The sequence below is a fragment of the Paenibacillus tepidiphilus genome (assembly GCF_008635795.1).
GTDB lineage: Bacteria > Bacillota > Bacilli > Paenibacillales > Paenibacillaceae > Paenibacillus_AQ > Paenibacillus_AQ tepidiphilus.
Genome location: NZ_VWRQ01000020.1, coordinates 22839 through 47184, shown reverse-complemented (window position 1 = coordinate 47184; position 24346 = coordinate 22839). Strand labels below are relative to the sequence as shown.

The 24346-nt window shown below is 42.4% G+C and carries 18 protein-coding genes and 1 pseudogene; 14 read left to right on the top strand and 5 right to left on the bottom strand.

Features of this window, described 5'->3' with window-relative positions; all coding sequences use genetic code 11:
- Positions 1-8 precede the first annotated feature (8 nt).
- The 4 genes from F1379_RS22250 to F1379_RS22235 form a co-directional block, all read right to left on the bottom strand.
- Positions 9-956 (bottom strand): hypothetical protein, encoded by a 948-nt coding sequence (locus F1379_RS22250; RefSeq protein ID WP_150274122.1) that lies wholly within the window; start codon positions 954-956, stop codon positions 9-11.
- Positions 931-1848, bottom strand: coding sequence for a S1 RNA-binding domain-containing protein (locus tag F1379_RS22245; RefSeq protein ID WP_150274120.1), 918 nt, complete (start codon positions 1846-1848; stop codon positions 931-933). Before F1379_RS22245 ends, F1379_RS22250 begins: the two co-directional genes overlap by 26 nt.
- Before the next feature lie 173 nt (positions 1849-2021).
- On the bottom strand, positions 2022-4829 hold the full coding sequence (locus F1379_RS22240) for a type IV secretory system conjugative DNA transfer family protein (protein ID WP_162551240.1): 2808 nt from the start codon (positions 4827-4829) through the stop codon (positions 2022-2024).
- Positions 4830-4954: 125 nt separating this feature from the next.
- Positions 4955-6565, bottom strand: coding sequence for a replication-relaxation family protein (locus F1379_RS22235; protein WP_150274116.1), 1611 nt, complete (start codon positions 6563-6565; stop codon positions 4955-4957).
- Between the two features lie 1485 nt (positions 6566-8050).
- On the opposite strand from F1379_RS22235, the gene F1379_RS22230 reads away from it, so the two are divergent.
- The 9 genes and pseudogenes from F1379_RS22230 (at position 8051) to F1379_RS22195 (ending at position 17345) form a co-directional block, all read left to right on the top strand.
- The gene (locus tag F1379_RS22230) at positions 8051-8482 is read left to right on the top strand and encodes a hypothetical protein (protein WP_150274114.1); all 432 of its coding nucleotides are present in this window, start codon (positions 8051-8053) and stop codon (positions 8480-8482) included.
- Positions 8483-8489: 7 nt separating this feature from the next.
- Complete coding sequence (locus F1379_RS22225) at positions 8490-9920, top strand: FtsZ/tubulin family protein (protein WP_150274111.1); 1431 nt, start codon at positions 8490-8492, stop codon at positions 9918-9920.
- Between the two features lie 1065 nt (positions 9921-10985).
- Complete coding sequence (locus tag F1379_RS22220) at positions 10986-11771, top strand: MerR family transcriptional regulator (protein WP_162551239.1); 786 nt, start codon at positions 10986-10988, stop codon at positions 11769-11771.
- A gap of 695 nt (positions 11772-12466) precedes the next feature.
- Positions 12467-13121 (top strand): annotated as a pseudogene (locus F1379_RS30735) (SAM-dependent methyltransferase); the annotation flags it as partial.
- Positions 13122-13307: 186 nt separating this feature from the next.
- Positions 13308-13526: a hypothetical protein gene (locus F1379_RS30730; protein ID WP_239004767.1), complete on the top strand. Its 219-nt coding sequence runs from the start codon at positions 13308-13310 to the stop codon at positions 13524-13526.
- A gap of 934 nt (positions 13527-14460) precedes the next feature.
- Complete coding sequence (locus F1379_RS22210) at positions 14461-15111, top strand: hypothetical protein (protein ID WP_150274107.1); 651 nt, start codon at positions 14461-14463, stop codon at positions 15109-15111.
- Between the two features lie 266 nt (positions 15112-15377).
- A complete protein-coding gene (locus tag F1379_RS22205) occupies positions 15378-15650 on the top strand; it encodes a hypothetical protein (protein ID WP_150274105.1) in 273 nt (90 codons plus the stop codon).
- 394 nt (positions 15651-16044) lie between these two features.
- Positions 16045-17037, top strand: a complete 993-nt coding sequence (locus F1379_RS22200) for a Rad52/Rad22 family DNA repair protein (protein WP_150274103.1) — start codon at positions 16045-16047, stop codon at positions 17035-17037.
- 89 nt (positions 17038-17126) lie between these two features.
- The gene (locus tag F1379_RS22195; RefSeq protein WP_150274101.1) at positions 17127-17345 is read left to right on the top strand and encodes a hypothetical protein; all 219 of its coding nucleotides are present in this window, start codon (positions 17127-17129) and stop codon (positions 17343-17345) included.
- Positions 17346-17398: 53 nt separating this feature from the next.
- Here the strand turns inward: F1379_RS22195 and F1379_RS22190 are convergent, their stop codons facing one another.
- Entirely contained in the window at positions 17399-18010 is a 612-nt protein-coding gene (locus tag F1379_RS22190) for a hypothetical protein (RefSeq protein WP_150274099.1), read from the bottom strand.
- 344 nt (positions 18011-18354) lie between these two features.
- Between F1379_RS22190 and F1379_RS22185 the strand changes: the two genes are divergently transcribed.
- The 5 genes from F1379_RS22185 to F1379_RS22165 are packed head-to-tail and all read left to right on the top strand — an operon-like array spanning position 18355 to position 24344.
- Positions 18355-18768 carry a hypothetical protein gene (locus tag F1379_RS22185; RefSeq protein ID WP_150274097.1) on the top strand — a complete coding sequence of 138 codons (414 nt, stop codon included), beginning with the start codon at positions 18355-18357 and terminating at the stop codon, positions 18766-18768.
- A 56-nt stretch (positions 18769-18824) separates the two neighbouring features.
- Positions 18825-19139, top strand: coding sequence for a PrgI family mobile element protein (locus F1379_RS30725; RefSeq protein WP_150274095.1), 315 nt, complete (start codon positions 18825-18827; stop codon positions 19137-19139).
- Between the two features lie 3 nt (positions 19140-19142).
- Positions 19143-20009, top strand: coding sequence for a hypothetical protein (locus F1379_RS22175; RefSeq protein WP_150274093.1), 867 nt, complete (start codon positions 19143-19145; stop codon positions 20007-20009).
- On the top strand, positions 19999-22131 hold the full coding sequence (locus tag F1379_RS22170; protein ID WP_150274091.1) for a VirB4 family type IV secretion system protein: 2133 nt from the start codon (positions 19999-20001) through the stop codon (positions 22129-22131). Before F1379_RS22175 ends, F1379_RS22170 begins: the two co-directional genes overlap by 11 nt.
- Complete coding sequence (locus F1379_RS22165) at positions 22131-24344, top strand: hypothetical protein (RefSeq protein ID WP_150274089.1); 2214 nt, start codon at positions 22131-22133, stop codon at positions 24342-24344. Before F1379_RS22170 ends, F1379_RS22165 begins: the two co-directional genes overlap by 1 nt.
- Positions 24345-24346: the final 2 nt, after the last annotated feature.

Here is a 24346-nt window from a genome sequence, read left to right as displayed (position 1 = left end):
TATGAAAATTATTCTAGAAAGTCAAAGTTAAATCTCTTTAATTCAACCTCTCCCACAGCCTCACCTTTTATAGCTATAAAAAATGCATGTTTGATGTTATCCATATGCTCGTCGATAAGAAAGAGATGGAACATTTCCTCAGGCAGATAGTTTAAGGAACCTACTATCTCCTTAACGCCCTCTTCAGTAGCACAGCTCCATAACATTATTGGAGGGTTTGGAGTAGGAAAGGGGCTTGGAAGATGCCCCTCCTTCTCAATCCAATCTTTATACCGCTTCAATTTAAATTTCATAAAACGAAGCGGCTTTTTAGTCTGCTGAAGTCTTTCAAGGTACATCACTATCGGACCGACTGGCGTATTCATTTTCACAACGGCCAATGGGTTTTCAGCATTTGGTGCTAGATGTGGGTAGAGAACAAAATCACCGTCAAAAATTATTTTTTGTTGCTGCAGCTGCAACCGTAATTCATTCGCTGCACAAATGGATAAATAGTGCGGTATGTTACGTGCTAGAGCGATCGGATTGGGTAGGTTGTTCATGCCCATGACAAACCCCAAATAATTCTTTGCCGCAATACCGATACTCCATACATATTCGCGCTTATTATAATCACTTTCCATGTACCATCCATCAAACCAGCCCATTTTTTGTAGGTCACGCAGGCGTGTAGCGAGCTTATGACCCTTCCCATATTTGTCCGAATACAGAAGCCGAAGCTGTTTTTCAGTAAGAACTTGCATTTTAGCCAAGGTGACGGCAACTTCCAAATCAATTTCCGATATTTGGCCGGTTTCGACGCGGAATATCGTAACCTCCAAATTAGCTTCGGGTCGACTATGCCAAGGCAATATAGTGAAGCTGAGCGTCGGATCATCAAAAATTGGTACGCTGCCATCTTGGGCTTTCCATATTCGAACCGGGATTAATTCAGGAGGTGTGGTGATCGAACGCATACGGCTTCCGTAATGTTGATTGAAGCGTAGGATCTACTTTGAAAATTTTAGCTTTTCCGCGTCTTGTAGCTTTGTCCATTCTAAGGATGTTGACATGAACTTTCAGCCCGAGTGGCAATGTGCCCCCGTATTGGCGTCTCAGATTAGACTGCAGATTCCCGAGGATAACCAGGCCCTTAGGAAGCTCGAGAAAAAAACTGTTTTGACCACTTGCGTAACCAGTCACCTTTGCGACTGTAGTATCTCCAGGATTATAGTATTCTTCGATTTTGTCCCAAATTTTCTCCTTCTCTTCATCCAGAATAGCTTTTCTCGATAAGCGGACACGATACCCAAATTCTGTTGTCACGTTTTCGGTGCTTTCTTCTCCATCCACTGGTTCTTTTTTCAGTTCATCAATCGAAAGTATTTTCAGCTCCAGCTCAGTTCCGACCCGAAGGAATTCCCTCAAATTCATCGGCCTATTTTGGCTCCATTCCTGTGGAGGAATAATGCATGGAACTCCGCTGACATCAACAAATACCATGTTATTTTCTGTTACCCCGCTTACAGTGCCTGTAACGAAGTCTCCGACAGAGTAATTTCGAATAAAATTACGTGCAACCCAAGGCAGAGCTTCTGTGCGGCTTACAATGACGTTACCTTCTGGAGTAATTCTCTTCACAAGGAAAGGAACAGGTGTCTGGAGAAAACCGCTAAAAGATTTGATTTCTCTTTTTATAAATTCTTCTTTGCGGCAATAGACAGTCACACCATTAAAATTAATTAGTATTAATTCTTCCGTTTCATTGCGGATCTTCACTTGAGATATTTTCTCGACAATCCCTGTCTGTACATATCTTTTTTCCATCGATTCTTGAAGCAATTCCATTACCGCTGCTTGACTTGACACATTACTACCTCCTCATTTTTTGAGCTTCAAAGCAAAAAAAGAAGACGCACGAAACCAATAGGTTTGCGTGCGTCTTCCGCTTCTCGCTCTTGGAAATTTATTCTGTTAGCTTCACTATACAAAAAACGTGATTCACTGACAAGCATTATATATTTCTCGATTTGTTCATTTGACTATTTCTCATCATCAAGGATATTAAATATCTGCTTCATAAATTTGCTGCTATGAACATCAATTGCAGTTGCTTCAAGTTGATCCATTCTTCTCTTTAATTTTTTCTCCTCTTTTTCAGTTATTTTCATGTTATGATCGCTTACTTTTGTCGCCGGCTTCTCATTATCAATCAACCGCTCGGAGGTAGCAATATCATCTTTTTGTTGATTGTTCTGATCACCTACAAGATCTTTCTGCAATGATTCTGCTAAAGGTTTTGGAGGAGCTGATGATGAAACGGGATTTTTGAATATAGATGAGAAGTTTATAACTCCCTTCTCTAATTCGGAGTTCGGCTTCATATCTTTATCAAACATGGCCAGAGATTCTTTCTCATTTTTTATAGTTTCTATAACGGCCGGCACCTTAGGCTGGCTTATTATCTCTTGTATTTCAATGGTGCTGCTTGATTTTTTATGCTGACCATACCTAATTTGAGATGCACGAGGAACATCACTCTTTGGTTGAATATTTTCCTCCTTAGTTTCAGGAGCTTCATTAATCGGATTTCGTTGTAACGTAGGGTAAGCAGGAAGCTCATATTCTTCATCTTGGTTAGAATCCGCTTTTCCCACATGAGCCTTTCTAATAGACTCCTCAAGATCTGCCCCCAATTCCTTGGTGTTAGGGTCCACAAAGTCTCCGGAGCAATCAATCCAGTTCATATCAAAGCTATATTTAGATTCGCTATCATTTCGCCAGTAATCCATGAATTTATCAACTGCTTTTGATTTAAGCCTCTTCTTCCACTTTTTCGCATCCCCCATGTCTATAAAATCACCTTCAGCTTTAACTGCTTGAGCCGTGCTACCTTCAATGATTTGACGGATATAGCTGTATTTAAACTTACTGTACATAACCTCATTTTCTGTTACTAATGGTTTTTCCTCTCTTGTAACACCTTCTGAATAACTGTACGAGGCATTCATTGAGCTTTCCGGAGTATAGCTTTCTTTAACTGTGACTTCCTCTACCACTTGCGTCCCAAAGATAGGAACTAATTTTTTTGCGTCATATTGCCCAACACCACCGTAAACTATAAAATTTCTGATCGTTCCGATCATACTATTTACAAAAGCCTCGTTAAACTTAAAGCCAAATTGCGCAAGAGACTGACAAGCAACTAAAAAGGCCGCTTTATATTTTCTACCCTGACCGGAAAGCTTCAGGAACGCACTATTCATATAGTCATAAAACTCATCAACATAAACAGATACTAAAGATCGGGTATTTTCATCCCCTCTACGACGGAATATAGCGTTTTGTACACTCATTAAGACTAACTTCCCGTATGCATCTGATACATTTCCTAGCCGGCCATTATCCGTATTGCAAAGAAGAATACCGCCTCGATCCATGAGCTTATCCAGGTTAACGGCATTTTTACTTGTTAACACACGGGCAAGATACGGGTTTGTTATAAGGTCGGCCAGGAGGTTGCGTGTTTGTCTTGTAAATTCAGCCTGCTTATCCTTAATCATTATTTTGCCTTTATGTTCACCAGTGGTATATTTTTCAATCATGCCCTCTCGGTTCCTTACTTCTTCCAATCCGTCATTATCAAACCATCGAATAGTACGGATAACCAACATCCAATAAATCTGCATATCCGATGGCATACGTTTGATTATTTCTTTATCAGGAATTTTACTCCGCAACACTTCAACCATATCCTTCGTAAACCGTGGATCCTGATACATCTGATCCAAATCCAAAAGTGTCGCGTCATCTTTTTTTATAAATTTCAGCAAATAGGTGTATTGCTTTAAGACGGTGCGGCAGGCTTGACGAAAGAACTCATTTGAAACTTCTGACATCCCGTCAAGTACCGCTGTTATCATTTCAGCAACTTGTTCTATAGGACCTATCATGGCTTCAAAACCAGGAGTTTCCGGGTTTGATACATCTAAATAAACAATCAATTCGTCAGGTATTCCGTGCTCCTTAGCAAGTTCATAACTTTTGTCGCATAGATCCTTAGAAGGTTCAATAACGATAATCCCCGTTAATCTTTTTCCCATTTCAACCAAAAACTCTTTACTACCAACCCCATATTTTTCACTTAATACAGGAAAATCATTTATTGTGTTTTGCAAGTGCTCGAGATCTTGCCGCACGGCCTTTATAATTTTCATTGATGTTTTACCTGAACCCGGAGGTCCTATCAGGAGCGTTCCTAATTGACGCGAAGCCCCCAAGAGGACCACAGGTATTTTTTTCACGACATCCAGCGCTAATGTAATATCAGGAAACTTCATAGCATATTCTTCTCCGAAGCGAGCCAAGAACTTCGAATCAAATTTATACTCCGCAAACCAGTCCTGGAGAACCTGATCCTCTCTGTATGTTCCATAGAGCCAAGACAGAAAAAAGAATGTGACTAGTGCCGGAATAAGCATCAAAGCCGTTCCGAGTAGTTTTAAAGCGCCAGTGTATAAATACTCTCTATACTTTTCAGAGACTACAGTGTCCAAAAGTAGAACTTTATCATAAGTAATAGGCTTCAGATAGTTGATAGAAAATAAATTATATGCTCCGACAAAAGTAATCAACATAAACAGGAAGAATATATTTCTTCTTATAATCGACTTATTTCCTAATTTCAATCTCGTACTGAATAACCATGTACCTATGCTTAAGGCAATTGATCCAATTAAAAATAAATTATGATTACTTGATGGAGCAGTATAAAAAATCAGGAGGCGCCCTACATTTCCAGTTAACTCAATTAATTGCTGCCGGGTCAATTCAAAATGATTAGTAATCATGGCGATTGCCATCCCGAGCATTGATAACAGTAAAAATATTTGAAAAATAATAAGCACCCACAAAATCAATAACGGAAGATACTTTCTCCAGTCAACTCTAAGGAATATCTTACGGAGGTATGTGTTCATATAATATTTACATCCTCCCATATGAGAGATAACCTTCTTTTAATTCTTCGATAGACAGGCACTTTGTAATTTTTTAATTCCTTTGTGTTTGAGAGCTCTTCCCAATTCGCATAGAACAGCGGCGTCTCCGATAAATGAATATCATTATCTAGTTCATGAAAATTAGGATATACCAATACTACCTTTGCTTTTTGATTACCTGCATCAATCCATTGCTGCAGTTTTAAAGCTTTCGCTAAGGGGTTCACCCAACCTAAACGAGTGAAAATTAAAAAATGCGTTTCAGCTGTGTTATTTCCTTCCACACGTATAACTTCATCCGGAAAGATCGGTAGTGGTGGATTTAATTCAATGCTTTTTAGCACCTGTGTGAAGTGTAGCAGAGAGAGATCATTATTTAATTCAAGAGCGTTCATCCATTCGGTGAATGATGTTGATCGGTGATTCTCATTGGCAAAATTACCATCACATTTTATAAAACTAGTCAAACTGTTTAAGCAGATATATTCGTCACCGTGGATCACATTTGTTTTGCCAGATACCATTTCTTCTTCTAATTGTGATAACAAAACACTCCTTACTGATCGTCCCCTTTTTTGATTATGACTTTTCGAAAGAAGCTCTTTCTCTTTCCAGCCGTTCACCGAAAAAAATGCCATATTATTATTTGGATAATAACCAAGCGAGTATTTAAACTTCTTGCATTTATCCTCAATTTCTCTTAAGTCCTCCGTTTTTAAATCACACTCAATAGAAACAAATCCGGTATACTTTCCAAGAACCTTCACGTCATCATCTTGTCTTGATTCTACTGGTATATGCAGCGGATCTTCCATTACCCTATTTTCCTTTACTAAGGATGTATAGAACTCATTGGGTTTGAAAAGGAACCAATCAGGGCGATAAAAGGCACTTTTCCCTTCCACCCGTGGGTCCTCAATCGGGTAACGTCGCCATTCGGTGTGCGGGAAGTATATACCTTGTTCCGCCGTAAGTTGAAGTAACCTTGTAATAAACTCCTGAGTTTCATAATGATGTCGTTCTTGTCCACCAATAGTCAAGTTCTGCAATGTATAATGCTGCTTCGGCTGATCCATATTGTCATAGACCCATAGTGTCTTCATATCAAACATAGCAATTATATATAAACCAAGCTTTGCTAATCGGTAATGAAACTTTTTTTCATCCCCTTTATTTCGATAAGTCTTAATTAACGTATCTCTCCCGAGGAGATTTTGGCTATACATCTCAGATAATAAATTACCGACGGATCTCTGCTTAATATTAGGGCTTAGTAAACGCGAAATTTGCATTAAATCTAACTGTCTATGGATATACAAGACTCTAAGAATGCGCATCTTATTTGGATTCTTTAGAGCAAGCCTAATTATTTTATCCTCATCTTCATATTTACTTTTTAATCTGCTCGTCTCTCCGTTTACCCATCTTTTCCTTCTACCACTCTTCTCTCGTTGCACTTGGCCCTCAGCATGACTCATACCGCATTTATGGTTTTCAATTTGCTCCAAGCTTTCATCTAAATTACCTGGGTCGAAATCTTCAGGATTAAAATCATCTGGATCATTAACAACATATCTCAGTTCCATTAGCTATCTTCCTCCCTTCAAAAGCAAAAAAAAGACGCATAACAGCCCATAGGGCTATTATCGCGTCTTTCGCTCTTGATATATTCATGACGAATTATACAGCATAAGTAACAATATTTGAACTCAAAAATGTTGATATTTACTCTGCATTTCAAATTATATAAAACGGTCAATCAAAAAGCTTAAACAAGCTATGGCTTAGGGGGTCTCTCTAAGGGCAACCCCTAATATTTACTTTCGGTTTTTGACCACCATAGCCACCCCTGAAAAATTAACGGTAAATACAAGAGCAGCTAGCGAGCAAATTTGTTCATAAATTCTAAAAGTTCCGCCTCGATCCCTTCACTACCCAAATCCCTAAAATGAAACGATGAATGGCAACGAATACGAAACGTTGCCAAGCAGCACAATAGTTTTTAGCTTTTAAATGAAACTACAGTTACCCAACCGCCAACATTACTTATCGTTGGTGTGACGATCTCAGCTTGCCTGGAGAAACAATTATTACGCTATATGAAGTTCCCCCGATGCTGTCGCTTAGTCGTATGCAACTCGCTTATGAGTACATGAAAAATCTAGATCTCGATTCTCTGTCTAATAAGGAGTTGGGTGATCTGCCGGCATGCTGATCGTAACCCGCCCGATGTATAGAACCACAAAATATGCTGCTGATTGGCAACGCCACGGCTACAGAAGTCGGAATTCCGATTACTGCCAGCTAGGCAATTCTGGAAAGAACCATCTGCAGGTCGCTGGAAACCGGCTGCTTGTCTTTGCACGCCGATAGCAGCCATACGGCGCTTCTGTTGGAACAACCATGGAAGTACCCGTAAGTTTACTACAGAAGACCACTGTCACCTGCATGACGAACGTGGCCCACATCGGCGCATTTGTAAGAGCACGGCCTGGTGGTTTCCTGCAGCTGCCACTACGAATCCAGAAATGAACTAGGAGTGAATCTGCAGGTTCGCTTGCGGAACCAGCCGCCTTTTACCGTTTTGTCACTCTCGATTCTCAGATCTCAGGCGAAATCAGGAGCACCATCTTTGCACAACCGAACTCTGTTGCCGGTATACCGATAATGGATCGTACAGAGCATCCAGGAATGTATTTGTAGTTACTATTATAGTTTCTATATTAGTATCAGATATAGTTACTCCTTATTAAAAATAGCAAAATATCCTTATGATACATGAACTTTTTTGTAGTTACTACAAGTTTAAATCGTATCATATTCACTATAATATATAGCCTTAAAAACATTAAAAATAATTCAATATTTAACTAAAGTACGACTCTCACCTTATTTTCTCATGAAAATTAAGGGTAAAAGTAATCAAGAGACTAATGTAGTATCTATAATAGTAACTACAAAAAACCCTTTATTCATAAGGTTTTATAGATGTGTTGATATTTGATTTGATTCATAATATTATAGATATAGTTACCATATTAGTTACTAGAGACTGGAGGTGTTTAAGATTCATGGAGATTCAACTACATGATAAATACATAAATGTTGAGTTTTCTTCAGAGCAAGTCTCCATGTTTACAGATATCGTTGAAGAAGATCTCGCTATGAAGAGAATCTTGCTTACCATTGCGCAACATGCAGACGCTCATAAAAATGAAAGTGATCTTAATAGCGGTATCTCAATCAAGCAATTATCTGAGAAAGTTATAATTAAAAGAAAAGTTCAGAAAGACGGAAAATCCAAGAAATACACTATTTCCGAAACTAATATCGACAGAAAACATGTTGAAAGAATTGTTGATTCTCTTTCGAATATGACTCTATGCTATTTCAAATCCTTTCATCCAACTAAGGTTATCTTCCTTACTCCGCGAGGGAGATCAATTGCAACTGAACTTATACGACGTCAAATAGCTAAACCTATTCCATCATCTAAGGAGTGATTATAAAATGATGTTTCGTAGTAACCCCCCTTCTATCAACATGACAGTTGTCGGATTCGGACAAGCCGGGTCCCGGATCGCCGATAAGCTTGCAGCATACAAGATGAGAGACGGCAACTCAACATACAATGTTCTGGCACTCAACTCTAACGATGGAGATTTAGAGGAACTTAAGCATATAACCCAAGAAAACAGAGTATCTTTAAAACTTGGAGGCTTAGGAAAAAACCCGGAAAAAGCAATGAGCATTTTGGAAGAGAACTCACAGGCTAAAGAAACTTTAAAGCAGTTCATCACTCAAAAAGTTAGAACTCAAGACAAATTGGTTCTATTTATAGCCGGACTTGGTGGCGGGACTGGAACAGCAACAATTGTAAAAGCAATAGAAGAATTTCATGAGTTTCACAATATGGGCATTGTAAAAAATGCTCTACTGGATATTCGCAAAAGTACCGATGATTCAGACTTCAAAGCCAACTTCAAAAAATACCAAGTTCAAGCCTTTAACAAAGTAAAAGATCAATTCGTAAAGATTGGCGTAATAGCAACAATTCCAGTACGTAGCGACGGTCCTGATGTATTGAGACAAGTAAATGAATTTGCATCAAAAATATGGGCACTTGCGAAAAATCCAGCCAAAGGCATAGCATTTGTGAATTTTCCTGATAATCAAATGTTCTATGACCGGTTTGTCTCAGATCCTAATAGTCAAAAACAAGCTAAAAATTATCGTGATTTTGCCAATGATGAAATAAGCTCAATTATCCACGAGATTAACACTGGCACTAACGGTAGTGGTACGTCAGTAATTTTTGACTCTAACGATTTCAGACGCATTGTTATGGAAAAAGAAGGTTGTTTTGTTATCAATCGTTTAGAGGTTGATTATAAATCGGTCTCTAACAGTGATGATTTATCTAAACTCTTTGTAAAATCAATTGAGAGTAACAACTTGCATGACCCAATAGCTTTAATAGAAACCAATGATAATGGCGACAAGCAATATGCAAAAGTACATCATATTGGACTTTTGGGAATTATCCCGCCAGACTTAAATCGTTTTGGCAGCTCATTTATTGACAACGCTAAAGAGGATGTCGTTAAGCATCTCCCCTTACAGGGAACTATCTTTTCAGGCTTTCTAGTGGAACCAAATAATTATAAAATTTCTGTATACTCTTTTTATAAAACCGATGCCCTCCCCTCCCGTCTGTCAAAAGGCCTGGTAAAAGAATACGAAGAATATATGGCTAAGCAAAGATCGATCACTTTTAAAGAAGATAGCATCCAGCAAATAGCTGTCACATCTGAAGAAGACATTGATTTAGGTCTTGATCTCAGTGATTTCGGTATTGATTCCTCAACAGAGCCAGAAGAACCGGACGAAAATATAGAGTGGATGGATTTTTCCAACATTGACCCTAACTCAATCAATTAAAGTTGCAACTAAAAAAAGCTCCTTATAGGAGCTTTTTTACGTGCATTCTCTAATCGAACGCCACTGAGAAAACAATCTGGTCCTTGGTACGCCTCTCCAGTGCATTCCTTAGGAGTTTCATACGAAGCCTCTCTCTTGATTTTATTTGGTGTCATAGAAGGACAAATTAAAACAGTATCAAATTACTGCAGAACATCGACTCCCCTCCTAATAAGGCGTTGACCCCCCTTTAGTGCCCAAATATACATTTTTTTCAGTGGATACAGCTTATAAGTATGTAATAGGCTATTAATAGCCTACTATTTCAGTATATGTAGCCAACTAAGCTCTAAAATAACATAAGAATAATCTAACTAATAACCTTTGATATGCCCCTACTGGCATCCGACAAGTATATTAAAGGCTACAAATAGCTTTTTTGAAGGTTTATGTAGGCTACTCCCTTCTCTTTTAGCAGGAACACTATTGTTTATCGGCCACTATCCTATAACTTTTGATGAACCATTTCCTATTTACGGCGGTATACCACAGGCTACAAATAGCTCGTTTAAAAGTTTCTGCAAACTACTCCCTACTCTCTTCCGTTATATATACAAAACCATAATAGCCTACAAGTCTACAATAGGCTATCACAAGCATTCCAAGAGCCTATTATAAACTACTTTGACACTCCAGAGTTCAAGTGCTAAGTAGTCTACTTGTCTCTAGTAAGCTATAAATAGTATATAAGTATCTTTTTAGTAGCCAATGATAGACTACTTTTTAGTATATGGTAGACTACAATTCAATTACTAATAAAAACTCTTGCAATATTATTGTTGCATACTTGTCGATAATAGAATACAAATAGATTTCCAGTAGATTATTATTGAATATTATATAGGTAGTCGATAGTAGACTAGTAGACTATTTGTGCTTCAGCATTTTATAACCATTTTGATTTTGGTATGTGGTAACCTACTTGTAATCCGTTTGATTTACTTTGTTTGTAGGCTATAATATACTTATAAGCTGTAATTATAGTGTTTTTCCTTCGTAGTAATGATCAGAAAAGGGGGAGAGCGTATGGAAGACTATCAGCACCTTGATGGTACTGTAACCATAGGAGTTGCTCATGAGCTTTTAAAGAAAGAGAATCTTACCGTTCCAATCACAACATTAAGGAACTGGGTAAACGAACTTCATCAAATGAAAGTACATACAGTCCCTCGTAATCCAAGAGGTGAGAGGGTATTCTCAGATAAGGATTTAGAGATCCTAAAATTTATTGCAGATTTAAAAAAACGATTTGGAAATAACATCTCAATGCAACAAATAGGTTCTAAAATTCTTGAAGTATTTAGTGACTTTGTTTCATACGATCCTAGTGATGACTCAGAGTATGAGGGGAAGAGTTTAGCGTTTAATTCTGTAGATAAGTTAAAGGAGTTTCTTTCGGAAGAAATACAACAATTGCTAACACTCAAAGAGGAATTTCAGCAACAAAAAGAAGAACTTGAAGAGGAGAGAAGACGTTTTAATTATTCAAAGGGTGTGGAAATCACAAAATTACGAGAACTCTTTGAGGAAAAAATATTACTTTTACCGGATCCAGAAGAAGAAAAGCGAAAACGTGAAGAAGATCTTCAACAGGTAAAGATTGAAATGAGAAGTCAAAATCTGAACAGATCTTTACTTGAAAACAGAATTAGGAAAAAACTTAGAGAAGAAGCAGAAAAAACATGGAGTGATAACCCCCAAAAAACCGGTATTATATTCAAAAAAGAAAACTTCGCTTTAAAAGAAGCTTTTATTCAGAACTACATTATTGAAAACTTTGAAAGTGAAATCAATAAAGCATTTGAAGAGTAGACAGAAAAGACTGGAGTAGTATCCAGTCTTTTCTGAAGCAGCAATCCTAATGGTTTACTTTATTAATATCCATTTACAAGATTTTTATTCCTTATATATCAAGCTTTATATCAGGACGAGCCTCTGGAGCTCGTTCTTTTTTATTTTATTGTATACCTAACCAAATCTACAAAAGACGTTTTAGAGAAACGAGGAAAATTTGAAGAAGGAAGGAGAGAGAATCTGTTTTCCAAGGAGGCAACTTTTTTCCTGCAACTCCATTGCTCTCAAAAGATTCCCAGGGACCGTTAAACTGGGAAGGGCATTGTGAGCATGAGCACTTCATACGTGGAGTCAAACATAGCGTGTTCACAAACACGAAGGCATAGGGGGTTGACGGAACCGCTCAACGTACATTTAACTCCAGGGGCTGCTGGATCAACGAGAGCAGAATTGAAATCCTTCTCATAGCCAGTTGCTGCTGGCGCGGTATACCACCGGCGAAGCCATGGACCACGCAGCCAGCACCGCGCTATACCACTGCTACACCAAGGGGGCAAAGCTGAGATGACGTCCGCTACGCAGCCGGCCGATAATGGGAATTACGAACGAACGAAGCCTCGTTGGTGACAAAGGCTACCTTTAGCAGCGGCGAGCGGATATGGCGTGGTGTTAAGCTGGAGTATTTAAGCCTGGTGGTGGTGAGAAATGACGGATTGCGTCTGGAACCTAAAGTGTATATTGTCGCTGTCTGTCCCGGCGACCCAGCTGATTACGGTACAAGGTCTGCAGATCCTTCAGGCGGTCGAGCTCGTGTTGTACGCCGATTCGCTGGTCAGCGGGGATCTGATAGCGCAGGCGGAGCAAGAGGAGGTGCTGCAGAGCTCAGGCATGAATTTGGAGCGCCTTAATGGTGGAAGCGGCGCAGGCCGGGAAAAGCGTCGCCCGGGTGTATGCCGGCGACCCGGCCATGTATGTCGCGATTCTGGAGCAGATCTCGCTGCTGGGCATCGGCTGCGAGATCGTGCCCGGCGTCAGCTCCGTGTTCGCAGCGGCTGCAGTTTACGGTGCCCGTGCTGAAGCAACGGTCATCCTGACGCGCGCCTGAGGGCTTACTCTGGTGCCGAAGCAGAAGCGGCTGCGGGCGGGCAGACCGCAGCGGAATTTCCACGCCGCTGCTGGACGAGCGGGTCACCTGGCCGGATCAGCGGACCATGCGCACTACCTATTTGGGCTGGAGGTAACATGAAGGCGGTCGGCATCACCCAGTAGGTGATGATTCTGGCCGGCTGGGCGCTTGAACCAGAACTGGCGGATCAATGCTACCGCTTGAAGCTGTACGATCAGGCCTTCACCCACGGCTACCGGGAGGAAGCCGACCATGTCCTGGATATATGCCGCCGTCGCCATTACTCGGAGAGACACTCAGCTGTCCGGTCGCATAAGGGATGTGGAGGCATACTGCTCCGCCAAATACTGCGGGAATTTGGCGGAAGTGCCGGGAGAGCAGCTGACGCCGGGTCGGTCAAGGTGCTGCTGCCGGAATTTTCCGGCGGTATGAGAGGCTATCCTGTTCTTCTCGCTAGGCGGTCCGTGCGACTGGTCGCTCCGCTGCTGCAGCACAAAACGGCCATCCCTGTCGGCGTCATCGACGAGCTCGGAGAGCGTGTCATCAGCAAGCTCTCCGGACATCTCGACGTGGCCAACCGACTGACGCTGCGCACCACGGAGCTAATCGACAGCCATCCGTTCATTACGACTGCCTCTGATGTGTAGAGCAGCTTCGAGGGGGTTCTGCTGGGCCGCGAATTCGGCCGGCGAAAGAAAAATTATAAGCCTGAAGCTTGCGAGGCAGTTGGTTGACGTAACCGGCTGACCCCGCAGCCTGGCGCTTATAAAGAGACCCAAGAACTCGTGCAGGCCGCTGTCGCCGGACCCGCCGAATGGGAAACCGGGCTTCATCCAGAACCCATGACAGCGAGCTGCAGCTACTTGTGCCGCCTCTGTCGCAGGGACTGCCGAATGCCCGGTTTCTCTGGGGTGCCGGGAGGGCAAGCTGCAGCTGCTCATGACGGTCGCCTGTTGCGGACCCGCAGAACGGGAAGCCCGGCTTCATCCGGAGACGCCGGGAGGGCAAGCTGCAGCTGCTTGTGCTGGCCACTGTCGCCGGACCCGCGGAACGGGAAGCCCCGGCTTCATCCGGAGGCGCTGGGAGCGCAAACTGCAGCTGTTCGTGTCGGCCGCTGTTGCCGGACCCGCGGAACGGGAAGCCCGGGCTTCATCCGGGGCACCAGGAGCGCAAGCTGCAGCTGCTCGCGCAGGCCACTGTCGCCGGACCCGCGGAACGGGAAGCCCGGCTTCATCCGGAGGCGCCGGGAGCGCAAGCTGCAGCTGCTCGTGCTGGCCACTGTCGCCGGACCCGCCGAACGGGAAGCCCGGCTTCATCCGGAGGCGCCGGGAGCGCAAGCTGCAGCTGCTCGTGCTGACCACTGTCGCCGGACCCCCGAACGGGAAGCCCCGGCTTCATCCCGTGCGCCGGGAGCGCATGCTGCAGCACTCGTGCCGGCCTCCTGTTGCCGGACACGCCGAATGGGAAACCCGGACTTCGTACAGAACACCAGGAGCGCAAGCTACAGCTGCTCGTGCCGGCCGCTGTCACCGGACGTGCCGAATGAGAAACGGGTTTCGTCCGGAGCAAGAGGATTGCGAGTTGCAGCTGCTCGTGTCGACCGCTGTCACCGGACGTGCCGAAGAGAAGACCGGCTTCGTATGGAGTGCCGGGAGCGCGAGCTGCAGCTGCTCGTTCCGACCGCTGTCGCCGGACACGCCGAACGAGAAGCACGGCTTCATCCGGAAGCGTCGGGAGCGCGAGCTGCAGCTGCTCGTTCCGGCCGCTGTCGCCGGACACGCCGAACGAGAAGCTCGGCTTCATCCGGAAGCGTCGGGAGCGCAAGCTCCAGCTGCTCGTGACGGCCGCTGTCGCCGGACCCGCCGAAGAGAAGACCGGCTTCGTATGGAGTGCCAGGAGCGAAAGCTGCAACTGCTCGAGCTGGCCACTGTCGCCGGACCCGCCGAACGGGAAGCCCGGCTTCGTATGGAGTGCCAGGAGCGCAAGCTGCAACTGCTCGAGCTGGCCACTGTCGCCGGACCCGTCGAACGGGAAGCCCGGCTTCATCCGGAGGCGCCGGGAGCGCAAGCTGCAGCTGATCGTGCGTCGCCGGACACGCCGAACGAGAAGCACGGCTTCATCCGGAAACGTCGGGAGCGCGAGCTCCAGCTGCTCGTGACGGCCGCTGTCGCCGGACACGCCGAAGAGAAGACCGGCTTCGTATGGAGTGCCGGGAGCGCGAGCTCCAGCTGATCGTTCCGGCCGCTGTCGCCGACCACGCCGAATGGTAAACCAGACTTCGTCTACGGCTCCAAGAGCACGAGCTGCAGTTGCTGGTGGCGGAAACTGTCGCCGGAAGCGCTGGATGAGAAGCTCGGCTTCGTCCGTAGTACCAGTCTAATACTTTATTTTTCAGCTAACTTTAATTTCTTTTTACAGCTGGCAGGCGGAGCCGTCAGCGTGCTGAAGGCGATGAGCGCCGCGTTACGGCGGACTGCTCGCCATAGTTGCAGACCTGTGTGGAGCGGGACTGGCTGCTTCTGGAGACGCTGTTAGCGGGGTTAGCCGAAATGGCCGCAGCCGGCACAGCCTGGGCGACCTCGACTGTCATCACCGACTGGGTGCTCATCGTCAGGGTGTGCGCTGCTACTGCAACAGATGGTGACTTAACGCCGCGTAGACTGGGCTGGGCCGCGGAAACGCTAGCCGAGCTTGGGCTTTCCTACGGAGCGCTCGGAACCGCTTCTTTCAATGGTGAAGAACCCGGTCTGCTTGCGTTATGCGCCAAGTAGGGCTGAGAGCTGCAGCCCGAGGTCGTTATTCCGATCGACAGACGCCTATGGGGTCTTTGAGCCGGCGCCTGCTGTCTTCGGGTCGGCAGATCTGGTCCAGGCCCGCCGGTATACTGATTGCAAATAGCTCGACGCAGCCGGATCAACCAGAACCGAAATGAATTCAATTGAAACGCATTGTGCGCATAAAAATAATATGGTATGATTTTACTGTATATTATTTCTTTTTGCTCTAATTGAGCCTTAACTTGAAGGTAAAAGCCCTATGGGCAGTATTATTTAGATAGGTGAAGTCCTATTCTATATGATGCTGATCCTTAGGGCTTTTTTGTGTTTTGTAGTTTTTGGTCAAGTAGAGCTACTAAAACTTTGAAAAATTCTAAGGAGGATATCTATGAATAGTCTAAATGAAAATTTGTTTAATCAGCTCAATGCTCCATTTCCATATGAAGAATACAGAATCAATCAGAATGGATATGTCTATGTTCGGCCACAAGCAACAAGTGATCGTTTAAATCAAGTACTGGGTCCTCATGGATGGAAATTAGAAGTGGTGTCACAGGATATAGATATGAAGTTGTTTACAGTATCAATATTTGGAAAACTTTCAATTAAAGCTGATAATGGTGAATGGATTGATAAATGTCAGTTTGGTGATGCAATAATGTATACGGAAGAAGGAGAAACCCAACCTCAAGCCCAAGCAATCTTAGATGCAAAAAAAATTGCATTATCCGATTGTCTAAAAAAATGCGCCTCACTAATCGGAGTAGCATCAGATCTTTATAACGGCCGAATTACTGCCATTCTTAAAAGCACAGTAGAATATGCGAAAGTTGTTAGAGCAATTGATGAACCTAATTTTAAGTTCGATAAAGGCATAGTTGTAATACCTGACGACTTAAAACCTTATTATGAAAAGAATGGATCGTTTGCTATTTTTGAATCCGATATCAAGGACATTTTGAAAAAAGCGGATATCAAAGAAAAGTTTAATGGAATGTTTAAATCTAATGCTGACATTAACACATGGATAAATTCGATGAAAGAACAAGGGTTGAGTCTTATCGAAATGGAATATATCTTGGAGGATCAAAAGAATAAAAACCTTGCACCTGTACTTACAGATCAAGTTAATAATGTGGTTATTCCGTTAGAGACACCAATACACATGATTCTAAAGGAACTCAATGTGGAAGGAGAAGAGGACCCTTACTATAAGTGTTTAATGGATTACCAAGGCAGACCTGTTGAGGTTTTCGCTGTGGGCCCTCTAATGAATGTAGTTGACTCTGTAGTTAAAAACATCGGACAACCTTATATTATTGATATTAGGGAAGCCAAGGGGAGAAACATTTTGCGTAATATTCGGCAGACAGCAGGCTAAAAAATCTTTTATATTCGAAATATGGTATGATAGAATGAAGTTGCCCATGAATGACAAACCCTTATCAACAGGATAAAGGTGTGATCTCAATGTTAATTCAATTGTTTCATAAATCTCCTGTTATAATGGCGATGAGACATTATAGAGATAAGGGACCTTATTTCATCATTAAAATCAGCCGCAATTCAGGTGAAATTGTCAGTAGCTATCGTATTGATGAATTGCCTAAAAATTGGTCCGATTCTTTTGTTCAGGAACTATTAGAAACAGCCGATCGGTATTTAGTTAGTAATCGAAAAATCAATTAGAAAAAGCTCACTACGGTCTCATATGACTGGAGTGAGCTTTTTTATTTTTTGAATCACATGGCATTCTTTTGAACATCTAAATCAAGTAAGACCTTTTTAATCGCTCTGTGCTCGGGCAAGCCTAATGATACCCATTTAAAGGCCAATACTTGCAGTTCTTCATCGTTAAAATTATTGTAAACTAAGTTTCTCGCAGGCAAATCAATTTGATCTAGATCTGGCATAGGCTTTTTATCAATTAGATCACAAGGAACTCGCAAATAATCTTTAATTGTCGGGTTCTTCTTTGATTTTAGTAAATATAGGGGATCTTTTTTCTTTATAACTTCGATAAAAGTTGTAGTAATCATAATGGATGTAGTTAAGAGAACGACAAGTGAAATAATAATTCCCAATCCTACACTTCTTGAGATGTCCTCACTTGCGTTCCATTCTGGACTAATGATATGCACGTTAATCAAGAACCGGGTAAAAGCTGGACCGAGATAGTAGCCAGGCAATATAGAAATTGTTACAGCTATTATAGTTATGGAAAAGTATAACCATACCCGGACTCTTAAGAAGGAGAATGAAAACAGTAGAACGCCTATAAAGATCATAATTACAGGAATATCCGAAGTGTGTTGTAAAGCCGCTTTTAGAGTCGCTATGATATTATCCAACATGTGATTGTCCCTTTCTATAGATTATAGAGATCAGGTTGAACAAAAAATTTCCTTCAATGTATGGTTCTTGGTTACAGTATAATTCAATATTGTAAACTAATCCATAGATAGTTTTTCGTTTTTTGATTATTGCCATAAATAACAAAGTTGGATAGAATAAAAGTAGCAATAACCATAAATTAATGGACTGTAATGTCCAATATAGGAAAGAGCGAAAGACGCATATTTTAAACTTTGCCAGCGTGCAGAGTTTAATTTATGCGTCTTTTTTCATTTCAAAAAGGGGGTATTGGATGAACATAGAAGCAGTCTAAACGAAAACGAATAATTGGAGGGAACACTCAATGGTATTAGTAAACAAGCTTCGAAAAAGTATCACTCCTTATTTGCTGGTTACAGCCTTGATGCTTTCATTTTTTTCAATCATGACATTCATTGCTCCATTACAAGCTGATGCTGCAACACCTGCTCCCGCAAGCCCCAATTTCAAATCATCTACGCAAATTGGTGACGGCACTTCAGATATTTCCACGATTACAGATACACTGAAGCAATGGATACTCTTCCTTCGGATTATCGGTGCTGTAGTTGCGGTTGTTGGCTTGGTACTGGGAGCAATACTATTCTCAATTTCTATGGGAAGCCCACAAAAAAGAGCTTTGGCAACAGCTTCAATGGTTGGGGCAGTCATAGGAATAGTAATTATCGCTAAAGCACCAGTTATAGCAGATTACTTCATTGGACAATCCGCAGTTTAATATTTAGGTTCTGACCCCTACATTGTAGGGGTTTTGTTCCTAAAGGAGATGATTATTTGCGAGCATCTTTACCTTTTGATACTGAAAAAGAGAGAAGACCCCTAAAGTTTTCGAGCTTCAGTTTTTCCTGGCGGCAGGCTTTATATCTAGGTGGTGGGTTATTACTGTTTTTGCAGGTCTTGCAATGGACCTACATTGGATCCATAGGATTTATTATGAATGTGATCATCTGGGTAATGTGTTTGCCAATATTGGTTCCTTTTGTCGTCTGTGCTTTAATGCACCATCCTCAAACCGGACTTTATTTAGATCGACACTATTGGTACAAATTTCGTCACAAGAAAACTCAAAGTGGAGTTTGGAGGGATTAACGCATGTGGGATTTATTTATGTACGTTGGCTTAGGGGTATGCGGGTACTTTCTCTATTGCGGTGTCCAGAACAAACCATTCTTCCCTTGGATAAAGAAATCCAATAAGAAAAAGATAGTGCCCGAACGAGAATCTTTAAAGCAGGCCAGAATCATTGAAGGGCCATTCCACGAGTTAATGGGAATCAAAGAGCACTACGGAAACCTACTGGAGCTTAAATCTGAAATCCGCGGTGTTCGGAAGTTTTCGGGTGCGGTTCGCTGTGAACCGATAAATTATGATCTTAGATCATTCGAAGAGCAACAAGAAACAGATATGGCTTACGAGCATTTATTAGCCAGTGTTTCATTGGGTCCTGGCCGAGAAGTTAAATTAGGGACACATATTCAATCTCGCCCAATCGAATTAGTAGATGAAATGCAAACTTACCAGGAAAACTTCCATAATCTAGATCCTGTAGCACAAAGATACGCAGAAGAGATGTTTTTCCCCTATATTGAGGGATGGCAAAAGACAGTTGAAGAGTACGATTACACACGCTATATACTCGTAATATTGGAATATACTGACAAAATGATTGGGCATATGGACGAAGAATCAATCCTTCTAAAGGCAAAAAATGAATTTGGAAGACTGGCCGGAAATATCGGCAGTAACTATTCAAGAATGGGTGGTTACTCTGAAGTGTGCCAAGAAATGGATCTCTACGAGGCTATTTATTTTGCAACTCACAAAAAGAATGCCAGTATTCGTCACTTCAGATCAATTATGTCTCAAGATAATCCTCTTTCTACCGTGGTCATGAGCAACTATGAAAAGGACGCCTATCGTTACCTTTCCGAAGAGGAGGAAGTGGAAATTGAAGATTAAACTGCCTTTTTTAAAAAAATCAAAGATTAACACTGACGAACCTATTAAGGTTGAACCTGAAGAGCAAACTACTAAATCAAAAAAGAACAAATATAACGTGAGAAAGCGAACTTACTTTGATCTTATCAGTCTTAACGGCCATGAGATACCTACGAGTAGAAGAGATATTGGATATCAAAGTGAAGGAGCTGTAGGAGACTATCCATTCCGATCATTTAAGCTTGAATTTGGCACAACATCATTAAGCACGGGTGCGCTTGATACCCTTTATCGGGCAGGAGCAATGAATGTAACCTTTTTCTTTTCAAAATTGACGAAGAGTCAAGCCGTCCGGGTATACAAAGCAGCCACCACCGATGAAGGCGCAAGACTCATAAATATGATAAAGAGCGGGAATGATCTTGAAGCCGACGACGCCCAGAAATCAATGAATCAAGCCAAACGATTATTGGATGAAATCTCAGACGGTTATAATGACGGCTTTTTGGGGACATGTGTGGCTACGATTTATGCAGCAGACGAACGGACACTGGACAATATCGGAATGATTATTCAGGATGACTTGATAGGTAATGACCACAATTTACGCGTCCTATATGACAGGCAACGTGATGGATGGGTTTCAACCTTACCTACGGGGAACAATCTTTTTAACAATGCTGGGGACAGGCGCTTTTTTGATCGCTCATCACTGGTTGCTGCATCCCCGTTTTATTCATCCAAAATACCATATTCCGGGGGTGTTCCGCTCGGCATCAATAAACATACGAACACAATGGACTTCTTTAATCCGTTTGCAGCTTATCTAGAGAATTATTCATCCTTAATCGTAGGCACTTCGGGATCCGGAAAAAGTTTCTGTAATAAATACGTCAGCTCCTCGCAAGTTTTATTGGGCATACGGATTTTTTCTATCGACCCCGACGGTGAGAATGGTCCAATTTGTAGATTAATGGGTGGACAAGAGGTAGAGATACGCGAAGGCGGGCAAGTTTGTTTGAATGTATGTGCAATTACAGAAGAAGAAGTTGAAATTACCTTGCCTAACGGCCGGCGGGTTAACAAAGTCGTAGTACCTATCGGAGCAAAAACTGGCCAACTATTAAAATTTTATACTAAATTGGCTGGCACTCTTTCCTCTGAGGAGAAATCAATAATTAAACAGGCAATCATGGATGTTTTCAATGATTTCGAGATTACTGAGGATCCAGCATCGCTCTACACTTCTGAAAAAATAGCCTTCAGAAATGAAACAGGAGAAATCAGTTACATTAAGAAAAGAAAGCCGGAAATTACCCTTTCAGATATTTTCAAGAGAATTATGAGCAATTGCACAGTAAATCCCAACTATACTAATTTGACATTTGAAGAACTATCTGATCCGTTTGCAAATCGTTTGCTGAAGGTTTTGCGAGGATATCTGAGAGATTTTCCGGATGGAAAACTTATAGATGGGCAAACGAATTTTGGAGATGGCAAAGCAGTAGACAATATGCTTGATAACATCTGCTGGATAAACTTCAATCTTAAACCAATTGAAGGTAGCGATATTTACGACTTGATGAACTACATTATAACAACATTAGCCTGGGAATATTTCATTAAGCGACCATCATTAAGAAAATACAGGAAACGCGTGAAATTAGAAGAGGCATGGAGACAGAAGCGTATACCTGGTGGCATGGAGTTTGTTGAAGATATGGGACGGCGGGCACGAAAATACAATGGCGGAATTGATATCATTACCCAGGATCTTATGCCGTTTTTGGATGATCCCAATGGTATCGCAGTTGTAAAGAACGCAACATCAGGCATTTTCCTTCGCTTAGGTCAAATCTCTTTGGAAGAGAAGCAGCATTTGAAATCGATTTTCAGTTTTTCAGAAGGGGAACTGGCCATTATTTGCCGTCGACCGGCTGAATCAAAAAGAGATGATAGTAAAGGTGAATGTATTGTTCGCGTAGGCGGCAGCTCTGCCTTTATCAAAGTCACTACCTCTAAAGATATGCGTAAGTTCATCGACACGGATCCAGACTATCTTCAGGCAAATGGTCTTTTACCTGAATTCGAAGAAGAATTTGAGGATCAAAAACAATTAGCCTTGGATGAGGTGATGGCCTAATGATTCCGAAGCGAAAGGTACTCATCATCTTTTTGTCCATCACCTTGATGTGTGTGATATTCGTACCACTTGCTTCAGCAGCTCCTTCAGGAGTCATTCATTTTCAAACTCGAATGTTAGACACTGATCCATGGTATGCGAAGCCGATTCTCTGGATTCTTGACAAGATATTGGCTGTTTTCGGAGGGATACATGATCCTGGTGATCATGTATTCTACCAAGGATGTTTTAAAGATGAAGTTGATTGCGGCAATAAAGTGTACGGTTTATACACCGATGCCAACTTTAATCATGTAATACGTAGAGGTTACGCCTTATTTTCCATTGCCATGGGTTTTATTATTACTGCGGCGATCGTAAAATCAGGGATTGTAACAGCGCTGTCCCCTATCTCTTCAACATTAAAAGTTGAGACGACAGAACTAATATTAAAATGCATGATTGGCATTGTATTAATCTCAAATTTCTTCACACTAACAGGATCCTTATTTCAGGCAAATAATATGGTTGTCAGTCTAGTGTACCAGGATATTAAAGCCCCTATAGATTTATCAAGTTACGGTGAGAACTTAAATGGTGATATGGTTTCAAAAGCTGGGGACCGCATAGAGTTACGGGATTTTTCTGACGAGCAAAGCAGTCTCGGCAAACTGATTGTTTCGTTTGCTACACGCGGATTGTCTATTTGGTGGGAGGTATTTTATCTTCAACGATTTTTATTCATTTCACTCCTGCTAGTCCTTGCGCCTTTATGGATTTCTATGATGTTTTACCCGATGCTTCAAAGCATAACCATGGCTGCATTCAAAGAATTATGGTCACAAATTATTGCTCAAGGGATTCATGCCGGCTTATTCTGGTTGTTCTTTAATCTATTCGATGAAAACATCGGCTGGTTTCATGTTACGGTCGCAATGGCACTATTTATCCCACTCTCGGAATCTGTCCGATTTATATTCGGTAGTACGGGACAAACGGGATCAAAACTTGCATCAGCCGGAACAATGGCAGGTATGGGGGCCATTCTACATATGGGACGAGCTGTCAGCGATGTGAAGGGCGGATTTTCAACACTCAGAGAAAAAATGGCATCGGGAAATGGGAACGCTAGTGCGCCAACCTCAGCAGGCGGCGCGGTATTTTCTGGATCAGCAACGATATCTCAGAACGGTGGAATAATTTCGGGTGCTGGGGGAAAGGGCGCTGCACACAGTGGAGCGAATGCTCTACCGAATTCATTCGCCTCCAATATGAGACTAGTCGGAAACATCGCTGGTGGTCTTGGTAAGGGAGGAATGCGTTTTGCTGGGAGCGCAATGGGAACAGGATTAGGGGCTGTAGGCCAGTTTGCTTTTGCAGAAGCAGGTGCCCAGATCGGTGATGCGATGGGTTATCGAACTGGTGCAGGCGCTGTTGCTGCAGGAAAGGGAGTCCACTCTTGGGCCAGAAATACAAAGGAGTTATATCAAGAATCAATGAGCACAAAAGAAGCATCTCAAGGGTCAGGGCCTGCTGCTAAAACAGGCGGTATACAGGGCGCTGTATCAAAAGGTGCAACTGCAGTAAGTGCTGGTGTGAGTTCTGCATTTAAGGGATTGACAGGAGGCGTAGCAGAGAGAAATGACCCTGCCGTGCAAAGGGCAAGCGCTGAAAAGGTCTATGGAGCTATCGGAGAGGTCATTGGTGGAAGAAATGGCTACCAAATAGGCGCGAATTTCGCACAAAGCAGACATGCAGGTAAAGTCCTTTCATCAGGTAGCTTTGTTCCGAATCAACCAGTGTTTAGTGTAGAAACCCAAGACGGTAGTTTTCTTGCTACCCAAGAAAAGAGTGGTGAGTTTAATCGAATTTCTAATATCGGCAAGGGCAATGCAGCACTAGGCAAAGGGCAGGTGGTTGCAAAGCCTTATATTGCTACACATTCGAGCGACAAGCCCTTTGAATTGAAGCCGCTAATGCAGCCCTCATCTACTAGAACAGGCTTTTTAGATGAAGTGCCAGCCATGACTTACGATTCAGAAGGAAAATCGATGATTTATCAAGGCCGTACTGTTAACCCTCATGATTTTTTAGAAAAAGGGCGATCTGCTTCACGTGTAGATTTGCGTAGAAGAAATGTAGAGGTTCCAACACTCAGAAACAGTATCCCAACAGCAAAGCCAACCGTCTCACCAACAGCAAAAGCCAATACTCCTTCGAAGCGGTCAAGTTAAGG